The sequence below is a fragment of the Micromonospora sp. NPDC000442 genome (assembly GCF_042898635.1).
GTDB lineage: Bacteria > Actinomycetota > Actinomycetes > Mycobacteriales > Micromonosporaceae > Micromonospora.
This window is the reverse complement of the sequence record NZ_JBIAYZ010000001.1, coordinates 414,521-430,705: the sequence shown is the minus strand read 5'-3', so window position 1 is coordinate 430,705 and position 16,185 is coordinate 414,521. Positions and strand designations below refer to the sequence as shown.

The 16,185-nt window shown below is 70.3% G+C and carries 17 protein-coding genes, 1 tRNA gene and 1 riboswitch; of the genes, 11 read left to right on the top strand and 7 right to left on the bottom strand.

Annotated elements, in window-relative coordinates; translation table 11 throughout:
- The first annotated feature begins 2 nt into the window (after positions 1-2).
- The gene (locus ACFY2A_RS02090; RefSeq protein ID WP_387167243.1) at positions 3-674 is read left to right on the top strand and encodes a DUF2690 domain-containing protein; all 672 of its coding nucleotides are present in this window, start codon (positions 3-5) and stop codon (positions 672-674) included.
- Positions 675-788: 114 nt separating this feature from the next.
- Here ACFY2A_RS02090 and ACFY2A_RS02085 read toward each other — a convergent pair whose 3' ends face one another.
- Genes ACFY2A_RS02085 through ACFY2A_RS02075 form a run of 3 tightly spaced genes read right to left on the bottom strand, consistent with a single transcriptional unit; the run spans position 789 to position 2,598 of the window.
- Positions 789-1,439: an aminodeoxychorismate/anthranilate synthase component II gene (locus tag ACFY2A_RS02085; protein ID WP_387167240.1), complete on the bottom strand. Its 651-nt coding sequence runs from the start codon at positions 1,437-1,439 to the stop codon at positions 789-791.
- Between the two features lie 8 nt (positions 1,440-1,447).
- Positions 1,448-1,747, bottom strand: coding sequence for a hypothetical protein (locus ACFY2A_RS02080; RefSeq protein ID WP_387167237.1), 300 nt, complete (start codon positions 1,745-1,747; stop codon positions 1,448-1,450).
- Positions 1,748-1,749: 2 nt separating this feature from the next.
- A complete protein-coding gene (locus ACFY2A_RS02075; RefSeq protein ID WP_387167235.1) occupies positions 1,750-2,598 on the bottom strand; it encodes a class E sortase in 849 nt (282 codons plus the stop codon).
- Positions 2,599-2,656: 58 nt separating this feature from the next.
- Between ACFY2A_RS02075 and ACFY2A_RS02070 the strand changes: the two genes are divergently transcribed.
- A complete protein-coding gene (locus ACFY2A_RS02070; protein WP_387167232.1) occupies positions 2,657-3,013 on the top strand; it encodes a hypothetical protein in 357 nt (118 codons plus the stop codon).
- A gap of 1,335 nt (positions 3,014-4,348) precedes the next feature.
- On the opposite strand, the gene ACFY2A_RS02065 is transcribed toward ACFY2A_RS02070, so the two are convergent.
- Positions 4,349-5,158, bottom strand: coding sequence for a DUF881 domain-containing protein (locus tag ACFY2A_RS02065; protein WP_363921191.1), 810 nt, complete (start codon positions 5,156-5,158; stop codon positions 4,349-4,351).
- A 224-nt stretch (positions 5,159-5,382) separates the two neighbouring features.
- Between ACFY2A_RS02065 and ACFY2A_RS02060 the strand changes: the two genes are divergently transcribed.
- The 4 genes from ACFY2A_RS02060 (at position 5,383) to ACFY2A_RS02045 (ending at position 10,757) form a co-directional block, all read left to right on the top strand.
- Entirely contained in the window at positions 5,383-5,649 is a 267-nt protein-coding gene (locus ACFY2A_RS02060; RefSeq protein ID WP_099848285.1) for a cell division protein CrgA, read from the top strand.
- A gap of 275 nt (positions 5,650-5,924) precedes the next feature.
- Positions 5,925-8,120: a (Fe-S)-binding protein gene (locus ACFY2A_RS02055; RefSeq protein ID WP_387167229.1), complete on the top strand. Its 2,196-nt coding sequence runs from the start codon at positions 5,925-5,927 to the stop codon at positions 8,118-8,120.
- Positions 8,121-8,372: 252 nt separating this feature from the next.
- Positions 8,373-9,383, top strand: coding sequence for an NlpC/P60 family protein (locus ACFY2A_RS02050; RefSeq protein WP_387167523.1), 1,011 nt, complete (start codon positions 8,373-8,375; stop codon positions 9,381-9,383).
- Positions 9,384-9,575: 192 nt separating this feature from the next.
- A riboswitch (cyclic di-AMP (ydaO/yuaA leader) is annotated at positions 9,576-9,710 on the top strand.
- Between the two features lie 54 nt (positions 9,711-9,764).
- Positions 9,765-10,757, top strand: a complete 993-nt coding sequence (locus tag ACFY2A_RS02045; protein WP_387167226.1) for an NlpC/P60 family protein — start codon at positions 9,765-9,767, stop codon at positions 10,755-10,757.
- Between the two features lie 56 nt (positions 10,758-10,813).
- Here the strand turns inward: ACFY2A_RS02045 and dcd are convergent, their stop codons facing one another.
- Positions 10,814-11,392, bottom strand: coding sequence for a dCTP deaminase (gene dcd / locus ACFY2A_RS02040; RefSeq protein ID WP_155217059.1), 579 nt, complete (start codon positions 11,390-11,392; stop codon positions 10,814-10,816).
- Positions 11,393-11,469: 77 nt separating this feature from the next.
- On the opposite strand from dcd, the gene ACFY2A_RS02035 reads away from it, so the two are divergent.
- The gene (locus ACFY2A_RS02035; protein ID WP_387167222.1) at positions 11,470-12,006 is read left to right on the top strand and encodes a pyridoxamine 5'-phosphate oxidase family protein; all 537 of its coding nucleotides are present in this window, start codon (positions 11,470-11,472) and stop codon (positions 12,004-12,006) included.
- 68 nt (positions 12,007-12,074) lie between these two features.
- Here ACFY2A_RS02035 and ACFY2A_RS02030 read toward each other — a convergent pair whose 3' ends face one another.
- Positions 12,075-13,079: a zinc metalloprotease gene (locus ACFY2A_RS02030; protein WP_387167219.1), complete on the bottom strand. Its 1,005-nt coding sequence runs from the start codon at positions 13,077-13,079 to the stop codon at positions 12,075-12,077.
- A 336-nt stretch (positions 13,080-13,415) separates the two neighbouring features.
- On the opposite strand from ACFY2A_RS02030, the gene ACFY2A_RS02025 reads away from it, so the two are divergent.
- The 3 genes from ACFY2A_RS02025 to ACFY2A_RS02015 all read left to right on the top strand — a co-directional run bounded on the left by ACFY2A_RS02025 (position 13,416) and on the right by ACFY2A_RS02015 (position 14,905).
- A tRNA-Gly gene (locus ACFY2A_RS02025) sits at positions 13,416-13,489 on the top strand.
- A gap of 122 nt (positions 13,490-13,611) precedes the next feature.
- The gene (locus ACFY2A_RS02020; RefSeq protein WP_387167216.1) at positions 13,612-13,923 is read left to right on the top strand and encodes a hypothetical protein; all 312 of its coding nucleotides are present in this window, start codon (positions 13,612-13,614) and stop codon (positions 13,921-13,923) included.
- 103 nt (positions 13,924-14,026) lie between these two features.
- Positions 14,027-14,905 (top strand): LLM class flavin-dependent oxidoreductase, encoded by an 879-nt coding sequence (locus tag ACFY2A_RS02015; RefSeq protein WP_387167213.1) that lies wholly within the window; start codon positions 14,027-14,029, stop codon positions 14,903-14,905.
- A gap of 138 nt (positions 14,906-15,043) precedes the next feature.
- Here the strand turns inward: ACFY2A_RS02015 and ACFY2A_RS02010 are convergent, their stop codons facing one another.
- On the bottom strand, positions 15,044-15,475 hold the full coding sequence (locus tag ACFY2A_RS02010) for an ASCH domain-containing protein (RefSeq protein ID WP_363921206.1): 432 nt from the start codon (positions 15,473-15,475) through the stop codon (positions 15,044-15,046).
- Between the two features lie 108 nt (positions 15,476-15,583).
- On the opposite strand from ACFY2A_RS02010, the gene ACFY2A_RS02005 reads away from it, so the two are divergent.
- Positions 15,584-16,099, top strand: a complete 516-nt coding sequence (locus tag ACFY2A_RS02005; RefSeq protein ID WP_363921208.1) for an alpha/beta hydrolase — start codon at positions 15,584-15,586, stop codon at positions 16,097-16,099.
- Positions 16,100-16,185 lie beyond the last annotated feature (86 nt).

Here is a 16,185-nt window from a genome sequence, read left to right as displayed (position 1 = left end):
TCATGCGTAAACCTGTCCGCGCGTCCATACTGCTCGCCGCACTGATCCCGCTCCTCTTCGTCGCACCTGGGCAGTCCATGGCGGCCGGGCCGTCGGAAACGACGGCCTCTCCTGTCGTGGCGTCAGCCGAACCCGCCAAGCCGACCCGGGAGGAAGCCATCGCCAAGGAGCGGGACGGCCGGGCGGAGGTCACCCTGCCCAGCCGCACCGTCCGGCACGCCGACGGAAGCGTCGAGACCATCGCGGACCCGGCCGCCGTCCGGGCACTCAGCTCGACCCTCGCGGTCGGCGACGCCTGCGGCTCGGCCTGTGACGGCAAGGACCCCGCGTCGTTCCTGGCACCGATGCCGGGTGGCCCGTCGAACTACGCCTACTGCAGCACCGACGCCGTGACCATCTACAGCAAGTACAACGGTTACAACTCGCGAGTCGAGCTGCGGTACAGCCCGACCTGCCGAACGGCGTGGAGCCGCGGCTGCTGCTACACCTCCATCGCCGGCTTCGGGTACTACGCCAACGGGAATCTCCGCCTCTCGGTCTACAACCACGACGGCCGGTTCAACGGCACCAACGTCTGGACCGCCATGCTCGACGACGCGGGCTACACCTACAAGGCCTGCTACGACACGCAGATCGGTGGCCCGTCGATCTGGTCCTGCACCAGTCGTTACTAGGGGTTTCACAGGGCTCGCCCGAGCGAGCCGAGGCCCGGGCGGTGGTCCAGCGCCGCCGGTCGTATCCGGGACCGCCGTGATCCACGCGGCGGTCCCGGACGTCGTTGTGCGGCGTCAGGTGGTGGCGAAGGCGGCGAGACGGCGGGCGTCGACCTCGGCGGCCAGTTCCGGGGCGCGCTCCAGGGCCTCGGGGTGGCCGCAGGCGGCGAGCCAGTTGGCAAGCATCAGGTGACCACCCTCGGTGAGCACCGACTCGGGATGGAACTGGACGCCCTCGATCGGCAGCGTGCGGTGGCGCATCGCCATGACGATCCCGGAGGCCGTCCAGCCGGTCACCTCCAGCTCGGTCGGCAGGGTTTCCCGCAGCACGGCGAGAGAGTGGTAGCGGGTCGCCGTGAACGGGTCGGGCAGGCCGGCGAGGACGCCGGTGCCGTCGTGCCGGACCTCAGAGGTCTTGCCGTGCAGCAGTTCCGGGGCGCGGGTGACGGTCGCCCCGAACGCCTCGCCGATGGCCTGGTGCCCCAGACACACCCCGAAGATCGGCAGCTTGCCGGCGTACTCGCGGATCACGTCGAGGCAGATGCCGGCCCGGTCGGGCGTGCCCGGGCCCGGTGAGAGCAGGACGCCGGCCGCGCCGACCCGCCCGACCTCGGCCACCTCGATCTCGTCGTTGCGTCGTACCTCGCACTCCACGCCGAGCTGGCCGAGGTACTGCACGAGGTTGAAGACGAACGAGTCGTAGTTGTCGATCACCAGGACGCGCATCGGTCTCACTAGTCCTCGTCCGGCGGCGGGGTGTTGTTCCGGTCGGTGTCGTACGGCAGATCGTGCTCGTCGCCCGCTGGAGCGTCATCGACCGCGCCGTCGTCCCCGGGCCCGACGTCGCCGTCCGGGGTGCCCGGTACGCCGGAGTCGTCCTGGGTGACCTGCACGTCGTCGAAGGGCAGCAGCGGTTCCGCCCAGGGAAACACCACGTACCACAGCAACGCCACCATCGTGGTGGCGAGCAGGAGGCTGCCGGCGAGCTTGCCGGGCAGCCCGAAGGGCAGCTTGCGCCAGATCCAGGCGTACATCGTCAGGTCCCCAGCTCCGCCGGGCGTCCCTCGGCCTTGGGCTGGGTACGCGTCAACTCGGCGTGAATGATCAACCGCTCGTAGTTGTCGAACTTCGGGTTGCAGGTGGTCAGGGTCAGCATCCGCTTGGTCGGCTTCTCGCCCGGTCGACCCGGCACCGGAGCCACCACCTCGACCTGCGTCGGTTTGACGACCACGCTCTCGGTCACCTGGTAGACGTACCACTCGTCGCGGCCCTCGACCAGGATCGGGTCGCCCTCGCGCAGCTCGTCCAGCCGCCAGAAGGTGGCCCGGTTCCGGTGCCCGGCCACGGAGAAGTTGCCCACCTGGCCGGGCATGGCGCTGTCCGGGTAGTGGCCCGGCGCGTACCGGATGTCCTGCTGGCCGACACCCTCGACCACGACCCATTCCTTGTCGAACTTCGGAATGTAGAGCCCGGCGATCGGCGTGCCCTGCACCGCCGGCTTCGGCTTGGCGGACGGGCTGGCTGACGCCGTGACCGTCGGGTCGGTAGCCGGTTCGGGTGCCCACGCCTGGGCCAGTTGCTCGCTCAACTCGCCCTGGTGGGCGTCGACGATCGCCGACTTGCCCCAGATCTCGTAGCCGGCGAAGAGCAGCACCACCAGGCCAAAGGTGATCAGCAGCTCGCCACTGAACCGCAGGCCGGTACGCACCCGGGACCACAGCGACGGACGGGTCAGCTCCGAGTAGACGCTCTTGTAGCCCTCGCCCGTCTGGTGGGGGCGTAGTTGCACCACCCGGTCACCGCGCCGCGGCTTCGGTGCCTCGCCGGGCTGGTCGGCGCCGTCGGACGGTTCCTCGCCCTTGGGTGGCCGGGGTACGGCACCCATCAGGGCGGTCGAGTCCAGTGCGGGCGCAGCACTCGGCCTCGCCCCGGTGACAGCCGGGATGAGGGCGGTCGCCCCCGGGTCGACCGGTCGGCTCGGCGCGGACGGCTGGCCCGGTGCTGCCGGGCGGGTTGGCTGGCCCGAGGTGGAGTTGGTCGGGGTAGTCGGACGGTCCGTGGCCGCCGGGCTGGGGGCGGTACCGGGCTGCCCGGTCGTCGCCCGGTTCGCCCTGGTCGGTTCCGTTCCCCTGCCGGCAGGTGCCGCGCCGGTGAGGTCGCCGATCTTCGGCATCAACGCGGTCGGGCCCTCACCGGACCAGTCACCCTGGCCGGGTGCCGGGTATGCCGCACCACTTGCGGCGGGCCGCTCCTGGCCAGCCTGCCCGGGGCGGGGCGGATGCGGTGTCGACCTCTCCTGACCCGCCTGCGCAGGGCGCGACGGCTGCGTTGCCGGACCGGTCGGGCCCGGCTGTCCGGGATACGGCGGTTGCGCCGACCCACCGTTGCTCGCCGGTCCGACGTACGACGCGTGCGGTGCCGGAGCTGGGTTGGCGGGCTGCCCGGACCCGGGACCCGACGCGTGCGGTGCCGGAGCTGCGGTGCCGGCTTGGCTGGCGCCGGGACGCGGCGTGTGATCGCCGTAGGGTGCCCTGAACTGCGGGGTCGGCGCCGGCTGCGAAGGCTGGGATGACTGACCGGGCGGTGGCGTGGCCGGTCGCACAGCGGCAGGTTGTGTGAGCCCGGCGGGCTGTCTCGGCTGCTCGCCGTTTTGCCAGGTCGTACTGCCGTTGGGGGGCACCGCTCCGGTCCCGGCCAGGGTCGAGCCTGGTGGTCGGGCACCGGGCCAGGGCGGTGGGGTGCCGGTTGCCTTGCCGTTGCCCGGCCGGGCCGTGGTGTCGTCCGGGACCGTCCGGCCCGGCTGACCGGTGACGCCCAGGGGACCGGATCCGGCGTGACCGGCGTCCGCGCCGGACGGCCGGGCGCTGCTCGGCTGCTGCGGGTCGCCCGCGCCCCGGGTCGGCTGGAAGGCCCCGCGCCACGGCGTGGGCCCCACCGGGATGTCCGGCTGACCCGACGGCAGGGGTACGCCATGCCACTGGTCGTTGTTTGCGGCGTCCTGTTGCCGGCCGGCGGCGTCACGAGCCGGGCCGGGCGTCGAGTCCCACAGGTTAGCCGTACGGTCGGGATCCACCGGACGTTGCCCGCTCGGTGCCGGGTCCCACTGGTTGACGCTGCGCCCGGTGGTCGCCGCAGCGTCCCACTGGTTCGCCCGGTGGTCCGTGGCCGGGGCGGTGTCCCGACGTCCGGGTGCGGTCGACTGCTCCTGGCCCGGGCCGGCACCCCGACGGTCGGCCGTCGGCGCGTTGGCCCGCTCCGACCCAGCAGGTGCGCTCCAGCCGGTAGGTGCGGTCGTGCTCCGGGCAGGCGGGTCCGTCGGCGCTGGGGCGTCCCAACGGCCGCCGACGGGCGGGGTGGCCTCGGCGGCACCGTCGAAGCGGCCGGAGTTGGTCGGCCGCTGGCCTTCCGGCGGCCGACCCCCGGCGGAAGCCTGATCGTTCGGACGCGGAGCAGCTGTCGGCGGCGGAACATGCGGTGCCTGGGACGGCCCGGACCGGGTCGGCAGCACCGGGTCGGGCCAGGCGCCCGTCGCACGGGCGTCGGCGGACTCGGACCGTTCGACCTTGGGCAGGAAGGCGGTCGGCTCGTCGGTCTGGTCGCGGTGCCGACCGTCGGACTGCGGGCTCACCGCGGGCTCACTGCGGCACCGCCGGCACCGTCGCCGAACGCAGGGTGGTGGAGTCCTCGAAGGCGGGCACCGTGACGGTGCCAGGGGTCTCTGAGTAGCCGAGTTGGTAGTTGTCGACCGCGTCCCTGAACCACCGGACTCCCTCGGAAGCGGCGAGGGCCTGCCGGAGTGCGGCGGGATCGCCAATTGCTACGATCTTGAAAGGTGGGGAGTACACCCGGCCGTGCAACAGCAGGGTGTTACCCACGCAGCGTACCGCGCTGGTTGCCAGCACGCGCACGTTCATGATTGACATCGCCTCGGCGCCGCCGGCCCAGAGCGCGTTGACCACCGCCTGCACGTCGCCCTGATGGACGACCAGGTCGTCGTTGGAGGCCCCTTCGGGCAGATTGCTGAGCTGCGGTGCGTCGTTGAGCTCGACGGTCAGACCGGAACCGGTGAGGGCGGTGAAGCCGGCAGCGGCCCGACTGGCGTCGGCCCGCTGCTGCTGTTCCCTGATCGGACCGTCGGAGTTCGCGAGGACGGCCGTCCGGCTCTCCAACTCCCCGCGCAGCGTGGCGGCCCGCTCCTCGTTCGCCGCCACCTGCGCGCGGCGGTCCTCGATCAGCTCGGTCAGTTGGGGTCGGCGGTCCTCGCGCAGGGCGGTGCCGCCCGCCGTCGTGGCCGTCGTGGTGAAGAGCAGACCGGCCGCCAGGGCGATCAGCGGTACACCTACCGACCAGAACGGCCGGCGTTGACGTGGTCGCCGAGGCAGCAACCCGGCGACGAGTCGTCGCAGCGCCTTCTGCCACGACGCTGCGCCGGATGTGTACTCCACGGTCCAGTCCCCCTCGTCATCGCGCTCCGACGCCACCCGGTGCGGGCCGGGGCGCCAGCCGTGTTGTCCTGTTTTCCGGTGCTGCCCGGTACCGGTCTCACCTCATTCGTGGATCGGACGGGTCTTCCGGACTACGCTAGCTGTCGAACATTATTGGCCATGGACCGTCGCCCTCGCGCCCGGTTGTCAGGCCGGACGAGGTCGTAACCCCTCTGGAGAGCGCCGTGCCCAAGTCTCAGGTCCGCAAGAAGAAGGTGTACACCCCGCCTACGGACGTCCGCCCGACGGCGACGACCGCGGCCACCAACAAGCCCAGCCCGATGTGGCTGCCGGTTCTGGCGGTGTCGCTGATCGTCTTCGGCATCGGCTGGCTGGTGGTCTACTACCTTTCCGAGCAGGAGTACCCGGTCATGGAGCTGGGGTACTGGAACCTGGCGGTCGGGTTCGGCGCGATGGTCGCCTCCCTGATCGTGCTCTCCCGCTGGCGCTGACCCGCAGCTCAAGGCCATGACTGTCCGGCACCACCGGCGGCCCGCCCGAGCGGTGGCGTCGCCGGCCTCCTAAGGTGTGCGCAGGGCAGCGTGGCCCCTGGTGCGAGATGACTCACGTTACTGCTGGGTAACCTTGCGCGTAGGCTGCACTGCATGACCGAGCGGAGCGAGGTCATCGACCGATCAGGTTGAGGTGCGGCGGCGTTGGTCGACGATCGCACCGACGCCCCGGTCGCCGAGCCGCTCGACAGGCAGCAGACCGGGAGGCCAACTCGATGGGCAGCGTCCAGATCGTCACCACGATCCTCGCGGCCGCCATCACCGCCGTTGCGGTGTGGCTTGCGGTACGCGCGGTCTCGAAGATGGTGGCCGTCATCCGGCTGGGTCAGCCCGATCCGACCCGTTCCGGCGACAAGGTCAGCCGCACCAGGACCATGCTGGCCGAGACCGCCGGGCACACCCGAATGCTCCGCTGGAGCGTGGTGGGTGCGGCGCACTGGTTCGTGATGGTCGGCTTCATCGTGCTGTCGCTGCTGGTCCTCGAGGCGTACTTCGAGGTGGTGTCGCCGACCGGCGGGCTGCCGCTTATCGGGTCGTGGACGCTCTACGGGCTGGTCACCGAGTGGATCGGCATTCTGGGCGTCATCGGCATCGGCGTCCTGATCGCGATCCGGGTGGCTAACCGGCCGAACCGGGCGGGACGCCGGTCGCGGTTCACCGGCTCCACCATGTGGCAGGGCTACTTCGTCGAGGCGGTCGTCCTCGCCGTGCTGGTCATGGGCTTCGTGATCCGCGGCTTCAAGGTGGCCACCGACCACTTCGAGTACCCCACCTGGGCCACCCCGCTCAGCCACGCGGTCGGTGCCCTGCTGCCGGGCTGGGAGTCCGGCGTCAGTGTCGCCGCGCTGATCAAGATCTCGATCTCGATGGCCTGGGTCATCGTGATCTCGTTGAACGTGACGATGGGTGTCGCCTGGCACCGCTTCCTCGCCTTCCCCAACATCTTCTTCAAGCGCAAGCCGGGTGCGGCCGGCTCCGGCCTCGGCGCGCTGCGCCCGATGATGAGCGACGGCAAGCCGCTCGACTTCGAGGAGGCCGACCCGGAGAAGGACCAGTTCGGCGTCGCCCAGGTCGAGCAGTTCACCTGGAAGGGTCTGCTGGACTTCAGCACCTGCACCGAGTGTGGCCGCTGCCAGTCGCAGTGCCCGGCCTGGAACACCGGAAAGCCGCTGTCGCCGAAACTGCTGGTGCTCAGCCTGCGGGACCACGCGTACGCCAAGGCGCCCTACCTGCTGGCCGGCGGCGGCAAGGACCTCACCGGTGAAGAGAAGGCCACCGCCGCGCAGCTCGCCCACCTCGACGTGCTGGCCCTCGCCGAGGCGGAGAAGCCGCTGATCGGCGACGCCGAGTCCGGCGGCGTCATCGACCCCGACGTGCTCTGGTCCTGCACCACCTGCGGTGCCTGCGTGGAGCAGTGCCCGGTGGACATCGAGCACGTCGACCACATCGTCGACATGCGTCGCTACCAGGTGCTCATCGAGTCCAGCTTCCCCTCCGAGGCCGGCGTGATGCTGCGCAACCTGGAGAACAAGGGCAACCCGTGGGGTGCGCCGCAGAACACCCGTGAGGACTGGACCAAGGGGCTCGACTTCGAGGTGCCCCGGGTCGGCGAGGTCGAGGACTTCGAGTACCTCTTCTGGGTGGGTTGCGCAGGTGCGTTCGAGGACCGGGCGAAGAAGACCACCCGGGCCGTCGCGACCCTGCTCAACGAGGCGGGGGTCTCCTTCGCCATCCTCGGCGAGGGGGAGACCTGCTCCGGCGACCCGGCCCGGCGGATCGGCAACGAGTTCGTCTTCCAGATGCTCGCGCAGCAGAACGTCGAGACCCTCAACGAGGCGTTCGAGGGCCGGGAGAAGGCCAAGCGCAAGATCGTCGCAACCTGCCCGCACTGTTTCAACACGTTGGGCAATGAGTACGGCCAACTGGGCGGCGAGTTCGAGGTGGTGCACCACACCCAGTTGCTGGCCCACCTGGTCGCCACCGGCAAGCTCACCCCGGTGCAGCCGGTCGACGGCGGCGTCACCTACCACGACCCGTGTTACCTGGGGCGGCACAACCGGGTCTTCACCCCGCCACGCGAGGTGCTCGGCAGCGCGATCGAGGGTGAGCTGACCGAGATGCCGCGTAACAGCGAGCGCTCCTTCTGTTGCGGTGCCGGTGGTGCCCGCATGTGGATGGAGGAGCGCATCGGCAAGCGGATCAACGTGGACCGGGTCGAGGAGGCCATGTCCACCGGAGCGAGGACGGTCGCCGTCGGCTGCCCGTTCTGTTCGACCATGCTCACCGACGGGGTGAACGGCAAGGGTGCCGGAGAGCAGGTCGAGGTGATCGACGTGGCCAGCGTGCTGCTCCGGTCGGTAAAGCCCGAGCGGGTGGGTGGCACCGGGGAGAGCACGCCGGTGGCCGGCTGACCGGCGCGTACGCATCGGGCGGGACGGCACCTCAACCGGTGCTGTCCCGCCCGGTTTTGTATTGGCGCACGTAACTGTAACGAATCGGTCGACACCCTTTGTGTGCGTACCGTCGCGCAAAGGTGAATGAGCCGTTGGTCGCCTTGATTCCCCACCTGCTGTTCCCTAATGTGGGGCACCGACCGCCATGGGTCCTCTGTCCCCGCCCCTTACCGCTCGCGGGACGCCCGGCGGTCGGTTGCAAAGGAGACGCTGCCGGTGGCAACCATGCCCCTTCATCGTCGTGCGCCAGGACTATCCCGTCCGGGTGGCCTGCGTAGGGCCGCCCGTGCGCTGGTTGTCCTCGTCGCCGCCGCCGCGGTCGGTGGCGGCCTGCTCGCCGCCCCCGCGTACGCCGAACCCTCGGTCGACGAGATCGAGGCCCAGATCGACAAGCAGTGGCGGAAGCTGGAACCCACCATCGAGCAGTACAACAAGGTGCGCTCCGAGCTGCGGGTCAACCGGCAGAAGTCGAAGAGCCTGGGGAAGAAGATCGAGCCGCTGGCCCTGGAGACCGAGCTGGCGATGAACCGGGTGGCCGACCTCGCCTCCCGCTACTACATCAGCGGCCCGTCCGCGGAACTCGGTGCGGTACTGCTCAACGCGAAGCCCGACGATCTCGGTGAGCAGATGGCCCTCCTCGACCGGCTCGCGTCGCAGGAGCGCCGCGAGCTCGAGGGCGTCATGAAGATCCGCAAGAAGTACGACGACCAGAAGGCCAAGCTCGACGCCCTGATCGCTTCCCAGGAGAAGCAGGAGAAGGATCTGGCGGCGAAGAAGAAGAAGATCGACGCCGAGATCAAGCGGCTCGAACGGTCGCTGCCGGTGACCACGGTGAAGACCACCAACTGCCCGACCATCAACGGTGTGGTCAGCGACGCCGCCCGCACCGCCATCAGGACGGCCTGCGCCCAGGTCGGCAAGCCGTACGTGTGGGGTGCCACCGGGCCGAACTCGTTCGACTGCTCCGGTCTGACCCAGTACGCGTACCGGGCCGCCGGCATCTCGCTGACCCACTTCACCGGTGCCCAGTGGAACGAGGGCAAGGCCATCTCCCGCTCCGACGCCCGCCCCGGCGATCTGGTGTTCTTCTTCAGCGACCTGCACCACGTCGGGCTCTACCTGGGCAACAACCAGATGGTGCATGCGGCTCGAGCCGGTAAACCGGTGAACGTATCGCCCATCACGACCATGCCGATCGCCGGCTTCCGCCGACCCGGCTGAGTCACCACCCGCGCCCGCTGAGCGGTCGCGCAGGAACGCCCAAGGGCCCCCGGTCAAGTCGACGGGGGCCCTCGCCATTGTCAGATGTCAGCACCCACGGTGACGGTGCGGTTGTGTTGCGTATTGACTCCGATCGTCCCTACGCTGGGCAATCGTCGGCCGCTGGCAGTTCCGCCCACCCAGGGCGGTAACGGTCCGACACCGCCGAATCGCTCCTCAGCGAGCCGGGGAACCAGGTACCCGGGGTGAATCCGTGCGAGTCACGGTAGGGCGCCCCTTCCCGCCCGAACCCGTCAGCTAACCCGGTAGGCGGTATGGGAAGAAGGAGTGCTGAGCCCGGTGGCACACCATGCCCCGCGGCCACCGTCACCGCGGCCGGGGATGCCCGGCCGACCGACGGCTGCGCCGCGTTTCCGCTGGTACCGCTGCATCCTTGCCGCACTGGCCGCGACCGCCGTGATGCTGACCGGCGGCGCGGCGGCGGCCGGGGCCGACCCCACGGTCGCCGACATCGAGCGCCAGATCGACGAGGACTGGAACCGGCTCGAACCCGTCATCGAACAGCACAACGCCACCCGGCAGGACCTGGCCGGCAAGCGGCGGGAGGCGGACGCGCTGGCCGCCCGGATCGCGCCGCTGCAACGGCAGGTGGACGAGGCCATGGACCGGGTCGGCAAGCTCGCTGCCCGCGCGTACAAGGGTGAGCAGGTACGGGCCGTCAACACGCTGCTCGGCAGCCGGTCGCTGGGCGAGGTCGTCGAGCAGCTCGGCCTGCTCGACCGGTACGCCCGCTTCCAGCAGCAGGACGTCCGGCACGCGAGTGAACTGCGCGACGAACTCGCCGCCGCCAAGGCCGGGCTCGACCGCACCATCGATCAGCTCACCGGTACCGAGGCCGATCTCGCGGCGAAGCGGCGACAGATCGACGCCGAGATCGACCGGCTGCAGCGGCTCCGGCTGCGGGCGTACGGAAAGGGAGGTGGTGGGCCGCTGCGGCCGGCCCCCTGTCCGGCCAGCTACCCCGGCGGACCGGCCGGCGAGGCGGTCACCTTCGCCTGTTCCCAGATCGGCAAGCCGTACTCCTGGGGCGCCGAGGGGCCGAACGCGTACGACTGTTCCGGGCTGACGCTGGCCGCATGGTCGCGGGCCGGTGTCGCACTGCCGCACAACGCGGCACGGCAGCGTCGGGTCACCGCGTCGGTCAGTCGCGGCGCACTGCGCCCCGGCGACCTCGTCTTCTACTACCGGGACCTGCACCACGTCGGCATGTACGTCGGTGGTGGCTGGGTGGTGCACGCCTCCCGGGCGGGTCAGCCGGTCAAGATGAAGCGGCTGGACAGCAGCCCGGTGCACAGTTTCGGCCGGCCCGGCTGAGGCGGGCGGACGTAGGCGCGGGACGGTGGATCAACGGCTGCGGCGTGGCTGTGGTGTCACCGGGTGGGCCAGGTGCGCCAGCTCTGCCAGGCACGACTCGGCGTCGGGCCGCGCTGACCCTGGTAGCGGGAGCCGTAGACGGCCGATCCGTAGGGGTGCTCGGCGGGCGAGGAGAGCCGGAAGATGCAGAGCTGCCCGATCTTCATGCCCGGCCAGAGGGTGATCGGCAGGTTGGCCACGTTGGACAGCTCCAGGGTGACGTGACCGGAGAAGCCGGGGTCGATGAAGCCGGCGGTGGAGTGCGTGAGCAGGCCGAGTCGTCCCAGGCTGGACTTGCCTTCGAGGCGGCCGGCGAGCTGGTCGCCCAGCGAGATGACCTCAAGCGTCGAGGCGAGCACGAATTCGCCCGGGTGCAGCACGAACGCCTGGCCGTCGGGCACCTCGACGGGGGAGGTGAGGTCGTCCTGCCGGGTGGCCGGGTCGATGTGGGTGTAGAGGTGGTTGTTGAAGACCCGGAACAGTTTGTCCAGACGTACGTCGATGCTGGAGGGCTGCACCAGGGTGGGCTCGAATGGTTCGAGCGCCAGGGTGCCCGCCTTGATCTCGGAGACCAGGTCGCGGTCGGAGAGCAGCATCGCCACACCATAGCTGCCGGTATGCGACACGCGTGTCGGACTACCCGCTTCGAACGTGTGTTCGATAGGATGTCGGCATGGCTTCCTGGTCCGAATTCGCCGCTGACGAGCCTCGACTCGCCGACGGGATCCGCCTTCTCATGCAGCAGTACGGCCCGGGCTTCGGCTACCTGGCCACGGTCCGCTCCGACGGCGGGCCCCGGGTGCACCCGGTCTCCCCGGTGATCACCGAAGACGGTCTCTACTGCTTCGTCATCGACTCACCGAAGCGGCGCGACCTGGAACGCGACGGCCGTTACGCGCTGCACTCGTTCCCGCCGGAGGAGAGCGACGACGAGGCGTACGTCGCCGGTCGCGCCCGACCCGTCACGGACGACGCCACGGTCGCCCGGCTGGCGTTCGCAGCGCGGGCCGCCCCGCACGCCGACTGGCGCCTCTTCGAGTTCACCGTCGACGTGGCGATGCTGGCCCGGCGGGAGCAGTCGGTGGGTGGGCCGAGCGAGCTGGCGTCCCGTCCGGCCGTCCAGGTCTGGCTCGACCCGGCCGGTGCCGCGCCTCAGGCCGTACGCCCGGTGCCGGCCAGCTCCGGGCGGCACCATCGCCGCGCCGCCTGACCCGCATACGCCGGTGCCGGCCCCGTCATCCGGGGCCGGCACCGTCAGTACGCGGTGCTGGGCTCGCGCTATGCCGCGCGGTAGGAGTTCCAGGCGTTGATCATGCGGGTGGCCTGACCCGGAGTGAACTGGTACATGCAGGAGTCGTACGAGTAGTCCATGAAGTTGGTGATCGGGTCGAGGCCCTGGCTGGAGCAGGTGTCCCGACCGGTCGGGCAGCCGCTGGCCGGCGAGGCCTCAGCGGGGGTGTCCCCGACCTGGTCACCGCTGCCCGAGCAGCCACCCTGGAAGGTGTGGTAGAGGTTCAGCCAGTGGCCGACCTCGTGGGTACCGGTGTCACCCTGGTTGTAGTTGGTGGCGGTGCCACCGGGCAGTGACTCGCTCAGCACGACCACGCCGTCCATGACGTTCAGGTTGCGCTGCGGGAAGGTCGCCCAGCCGAGCAGGTTGTTGCTGAGCGCACCGAGGTAGATGTTGAGCGTCGACTTGTTGCCCTGACGCAGCTGGGTCTTCATCTGCCGCTCGGCCGTCGAGCCCTGCCGGATCGGGTACCACGACGAGTTGGTCACCCGGTTGATGCTCTGTAGCTGGAACGCGAAGGCGGTCGCGGTGCCACCCGTCGCGCCACTGAACGACTGGTTCAACACGTTGATCTGGGACTGGATCATCGAGTCGGGGATGTTCCCGCCGGCCCGGGTCGTGTCCCGACGGATCACGTGTACCACCACCGGGATGGTGACCGAGGCCGCAGCGGCCTGGGCACTCAGCGTACGTTGGCCGACGCGCTTGGCTCGCTCCTGCAGCATGTCGGCGAACTCGGCCTCGCGCTGATGCACCTGGGCGAGGGTCAACTGGTTCGGATCGTGCTCGACGGCACTGCCACCCTTGGCCCGCGCCAGGGTGCCCGTCGGATCCTCACACACCTCGTCGGCGGTGACGGCGGCAGCCGCCGGGCTCGCGGTAGTGGTGGCGGCCGGCAGCAGGCCGACCGTGGCCACGCCGAGCACCAGCGCGAATGACGTCGATGCGATGCCGGCCATGCGCCGGTTCAGCAGGACGGGACACAGTCCCATATGCCCACCTCTTTCTGGCGACGCGACCGGGGTTGTGTCGCGTCGTGCGGAAAACGTGGGGCAGACGTTACAACCGATAGACAGATTTGAACATGGCCATATGTTGCGATGGTGAAACTTCTTGCCGACCACCCCCACCCGCACCCTTCGCGGTGCCAAACCGGCACGTCGAGGGCCGCCAAGATCCGTGCACCTTCGGGGATGTTGCTGCCTCCGACCCGCCCTCTCCCAGCAAGCTCGGGGAAGTTGCGAGCAGGGCATTCTGGGGGCGGCTCGTGGCTCGGGTGGAGCCCTGGGTGCGTCGGCCTGGGTGACTCGGGTAGAGTGATGCCGCTCGCGGGTGTAGTTCAATGGCAGAACATCAGCTTCCCAAGCTGACAGTGCGGGTTCGATTCCCGTCACCCGCTCCACGTGCAGAAACGCCTGCTCGCAGCGCTTGCTGTGGGCAGGCGTTCGTCGTTGGGGCGCCCATCGCCGCCGTCGGGCCAGAGGACGGTGCCAAACCGACACCAGCGCCGTTTCGGGTCAACTCGTGCCGATCGGCAAAGCTCTCAACGCGGACGCGACGGTGCAGCTCAGTGGCCTGGTCACCCAGGTCAAGAAGAAGGTCATCATCCGTGGTCCGTTCACTGGACGGGTCGACTGCGTCGAGGGTGAGACGGCGCAGTGGTCCGCGACGGCGGACCCGACGGGCACCACCCCGTTCCAGAAGGGGAAGGTCGACGTGACCGGCAGCGCCTGGGCGAACGACCCGAACTACGAAGGCGAGATCGTCCAAGTCGAACTCGCACCGACCACGGTGACGCTGACCCGGGCACCGGCCGCCGTCGAAGCTCTTATGTGAGGACTGGTCGAGGCAGCATGGGGCCCGGTCCGAGGGGAGACCCTGGGGCCAGGCCCCTTGCCGTGCCCCGCGGTGTGACCCGCACCCGCGTACCATCGTGATCATGAGGGTTGGCATCGTGATCCTGCCCGACCAGCGCTGGTCGGTGGCGCGGCACCGGTGGCGGCGAGCCGACGAGTGGGGCTTCGACCACGCCTGGACGTACGACCACCTGGGCTGGCGCGACCTGGTGGACGGGCCCTGGTTCGACTCGATGACCACGTTGACCGCCGCCGCGACGGTGACCACCCGGATCCGTCTCGGCACGCTCGTCGCCTCACCGAACTTCCGGCATCCGGCGGCCTTCGCCCGGCAGGTGACCGCGCTGGACGACGTCTCCGACGGCCGGGCGCTGCTCGGCCTCGGCGCGGGCGGCATCGGGTTCGACGCCGCCGTCCTCGGCGGTGAGACGCTGCCCCCACGGCAGCGGGTGGACCGGTTCGCCGAGTTCACCGAGTCGCTCGACGCCATCCTGCGGCAGGACGGCACCACCTGGCGGGGCGAATGGTTCGCGGCGGTCGACGCCCGGAGCAATCCGGGCTGCGTGCAGGAGCCCCGGGCGCCGTTCGTGGTGGCCGCCAACGGACCCCGGTCGATGCGGATCGCGGCCCGCTTCGGGCAGGGCTGGGTGACCACCGGGCCCGCCGTCGACAAGCTGGACGACTGGTGGACCGGGGTGGCCGAGCTGACCACCCGGCTCGACGCGACGCTGACAGCGCAGGGGCGTGACCCCGCCAGCCTGGACCGCTACCTTTCGCTGGACTCGGCGCCGGCCTTCTCGTTGAGCAGCGCACAGTTCTTCGCCGACCAGGTGGAGCGGGCGGCGAAGCTCGGCTTCACCGATGTGATCACGCACTGGCCTCGGGAGAGCAGCTGGTACGCCGGTGACGAGGCGATCCTGGTGGAGGTCGCCACCCGCCTTCTGCCCGAGCTGCGCCGCTGAACCTGCGCGCCGCCCGCCCGCCCGCTGCGCCGCGCCGCCCGCCCGCCGGGTCGGCCTACCGGCGGGTCGGCCAACGGCCGGCTCAGGGCCCGCGTTGGCCCGTCGGGTCGGCGCAGGTGCCGCTCGCCGGACGGCGGCTCAGGTGCCGAGGTCGCCGGTGGCGATGCCGCCGGCTCCGGCGGACACCAGGCGGAAGCGTACGCAGACGATCTCGCTGTCGTCGGTGACCGGGGTGCCGACGCGAGCCCAGTAGGCGGCGTGTCCGGCGCGCCATTCCTCGATCGAGCGGTCGCCTTCCCCCTCGGCGCGGGCGAAGTCCCACGGCACCTCGGCGAACCGGGCCATCTCGATGCCGGTCACCTGGACGACGGCCACCAACGCGTCGGCGTCGTCCACCAGGGCCAGCCGCTCCCCGACGTGCTCAAGTTCCTCGCCCTCATCGGCGTACTCGCTGAGCAGGCCGGCGGTGGCGGTCTTCACGCCGGCCAGCACGAGGGTGTTGAGGCGCGTCCGTAGTTCACCGGGGGTGCCGAGGGCTAGCGCGCGGAGTCCGCCGATCCGTGGCCACATCGTGTCGAGGCTACTGCCCGATCGCCGCCATCCGGTGGAGCCTGAGTGAGTCGTCCCGGAAGGGTGCGAATGGGGGTACGGTCGATGGCCGACGACAAGGAGATGTCCATGGCGGACCGACGCGCGGTGCTCATCCCGGGACGCGGGTACGACACCCGGTACCCCCTCTTTCTCTACCTGGGCGAGGCGCTGCGCCGGGTCGGTTTCGGGCTGCACGGGATCTCCTGGCAGGTGCCGGAGACCTTCGACATCGACACCATCGGCAGGTGGGTGTGTGACCAGGTCTCCCCGACCCTGGACGAGCGGACGGACCTGTTGGTCGGCAAGTCGCTCGGCACCCTCGCCGCGCCGCTCGCGGCCGACCGGGGGTTGCCCGCCGTCTGGCTCACCCCGTTGCTGCACCGGGGCGACGTGGTCGACGCGCTGCGCCGGGCCACCGCGCCGTTCATCCTGGTCGGTGGCACCGCCGACTCGTCCTGGGACGGCGGGGTCGCCCGGCGGCTCACCCCGAACGTGTTGGAGATCCCCGGCGCTGACCACGCGTTGATGGTGCCTGGCCCGCTGGCCCGCTCCGCCGAGGCACTCGGCCAGGTCTGCACCGTGGTCGAAGACTTCGTCCGCTGACCCGCCCGCACCCCTTGCACCCTTCACCCCCCTTCACCCCCCTTCACCCCCCTTCACCCCGTTGATCATGAAGTTGTTGTCGCGCC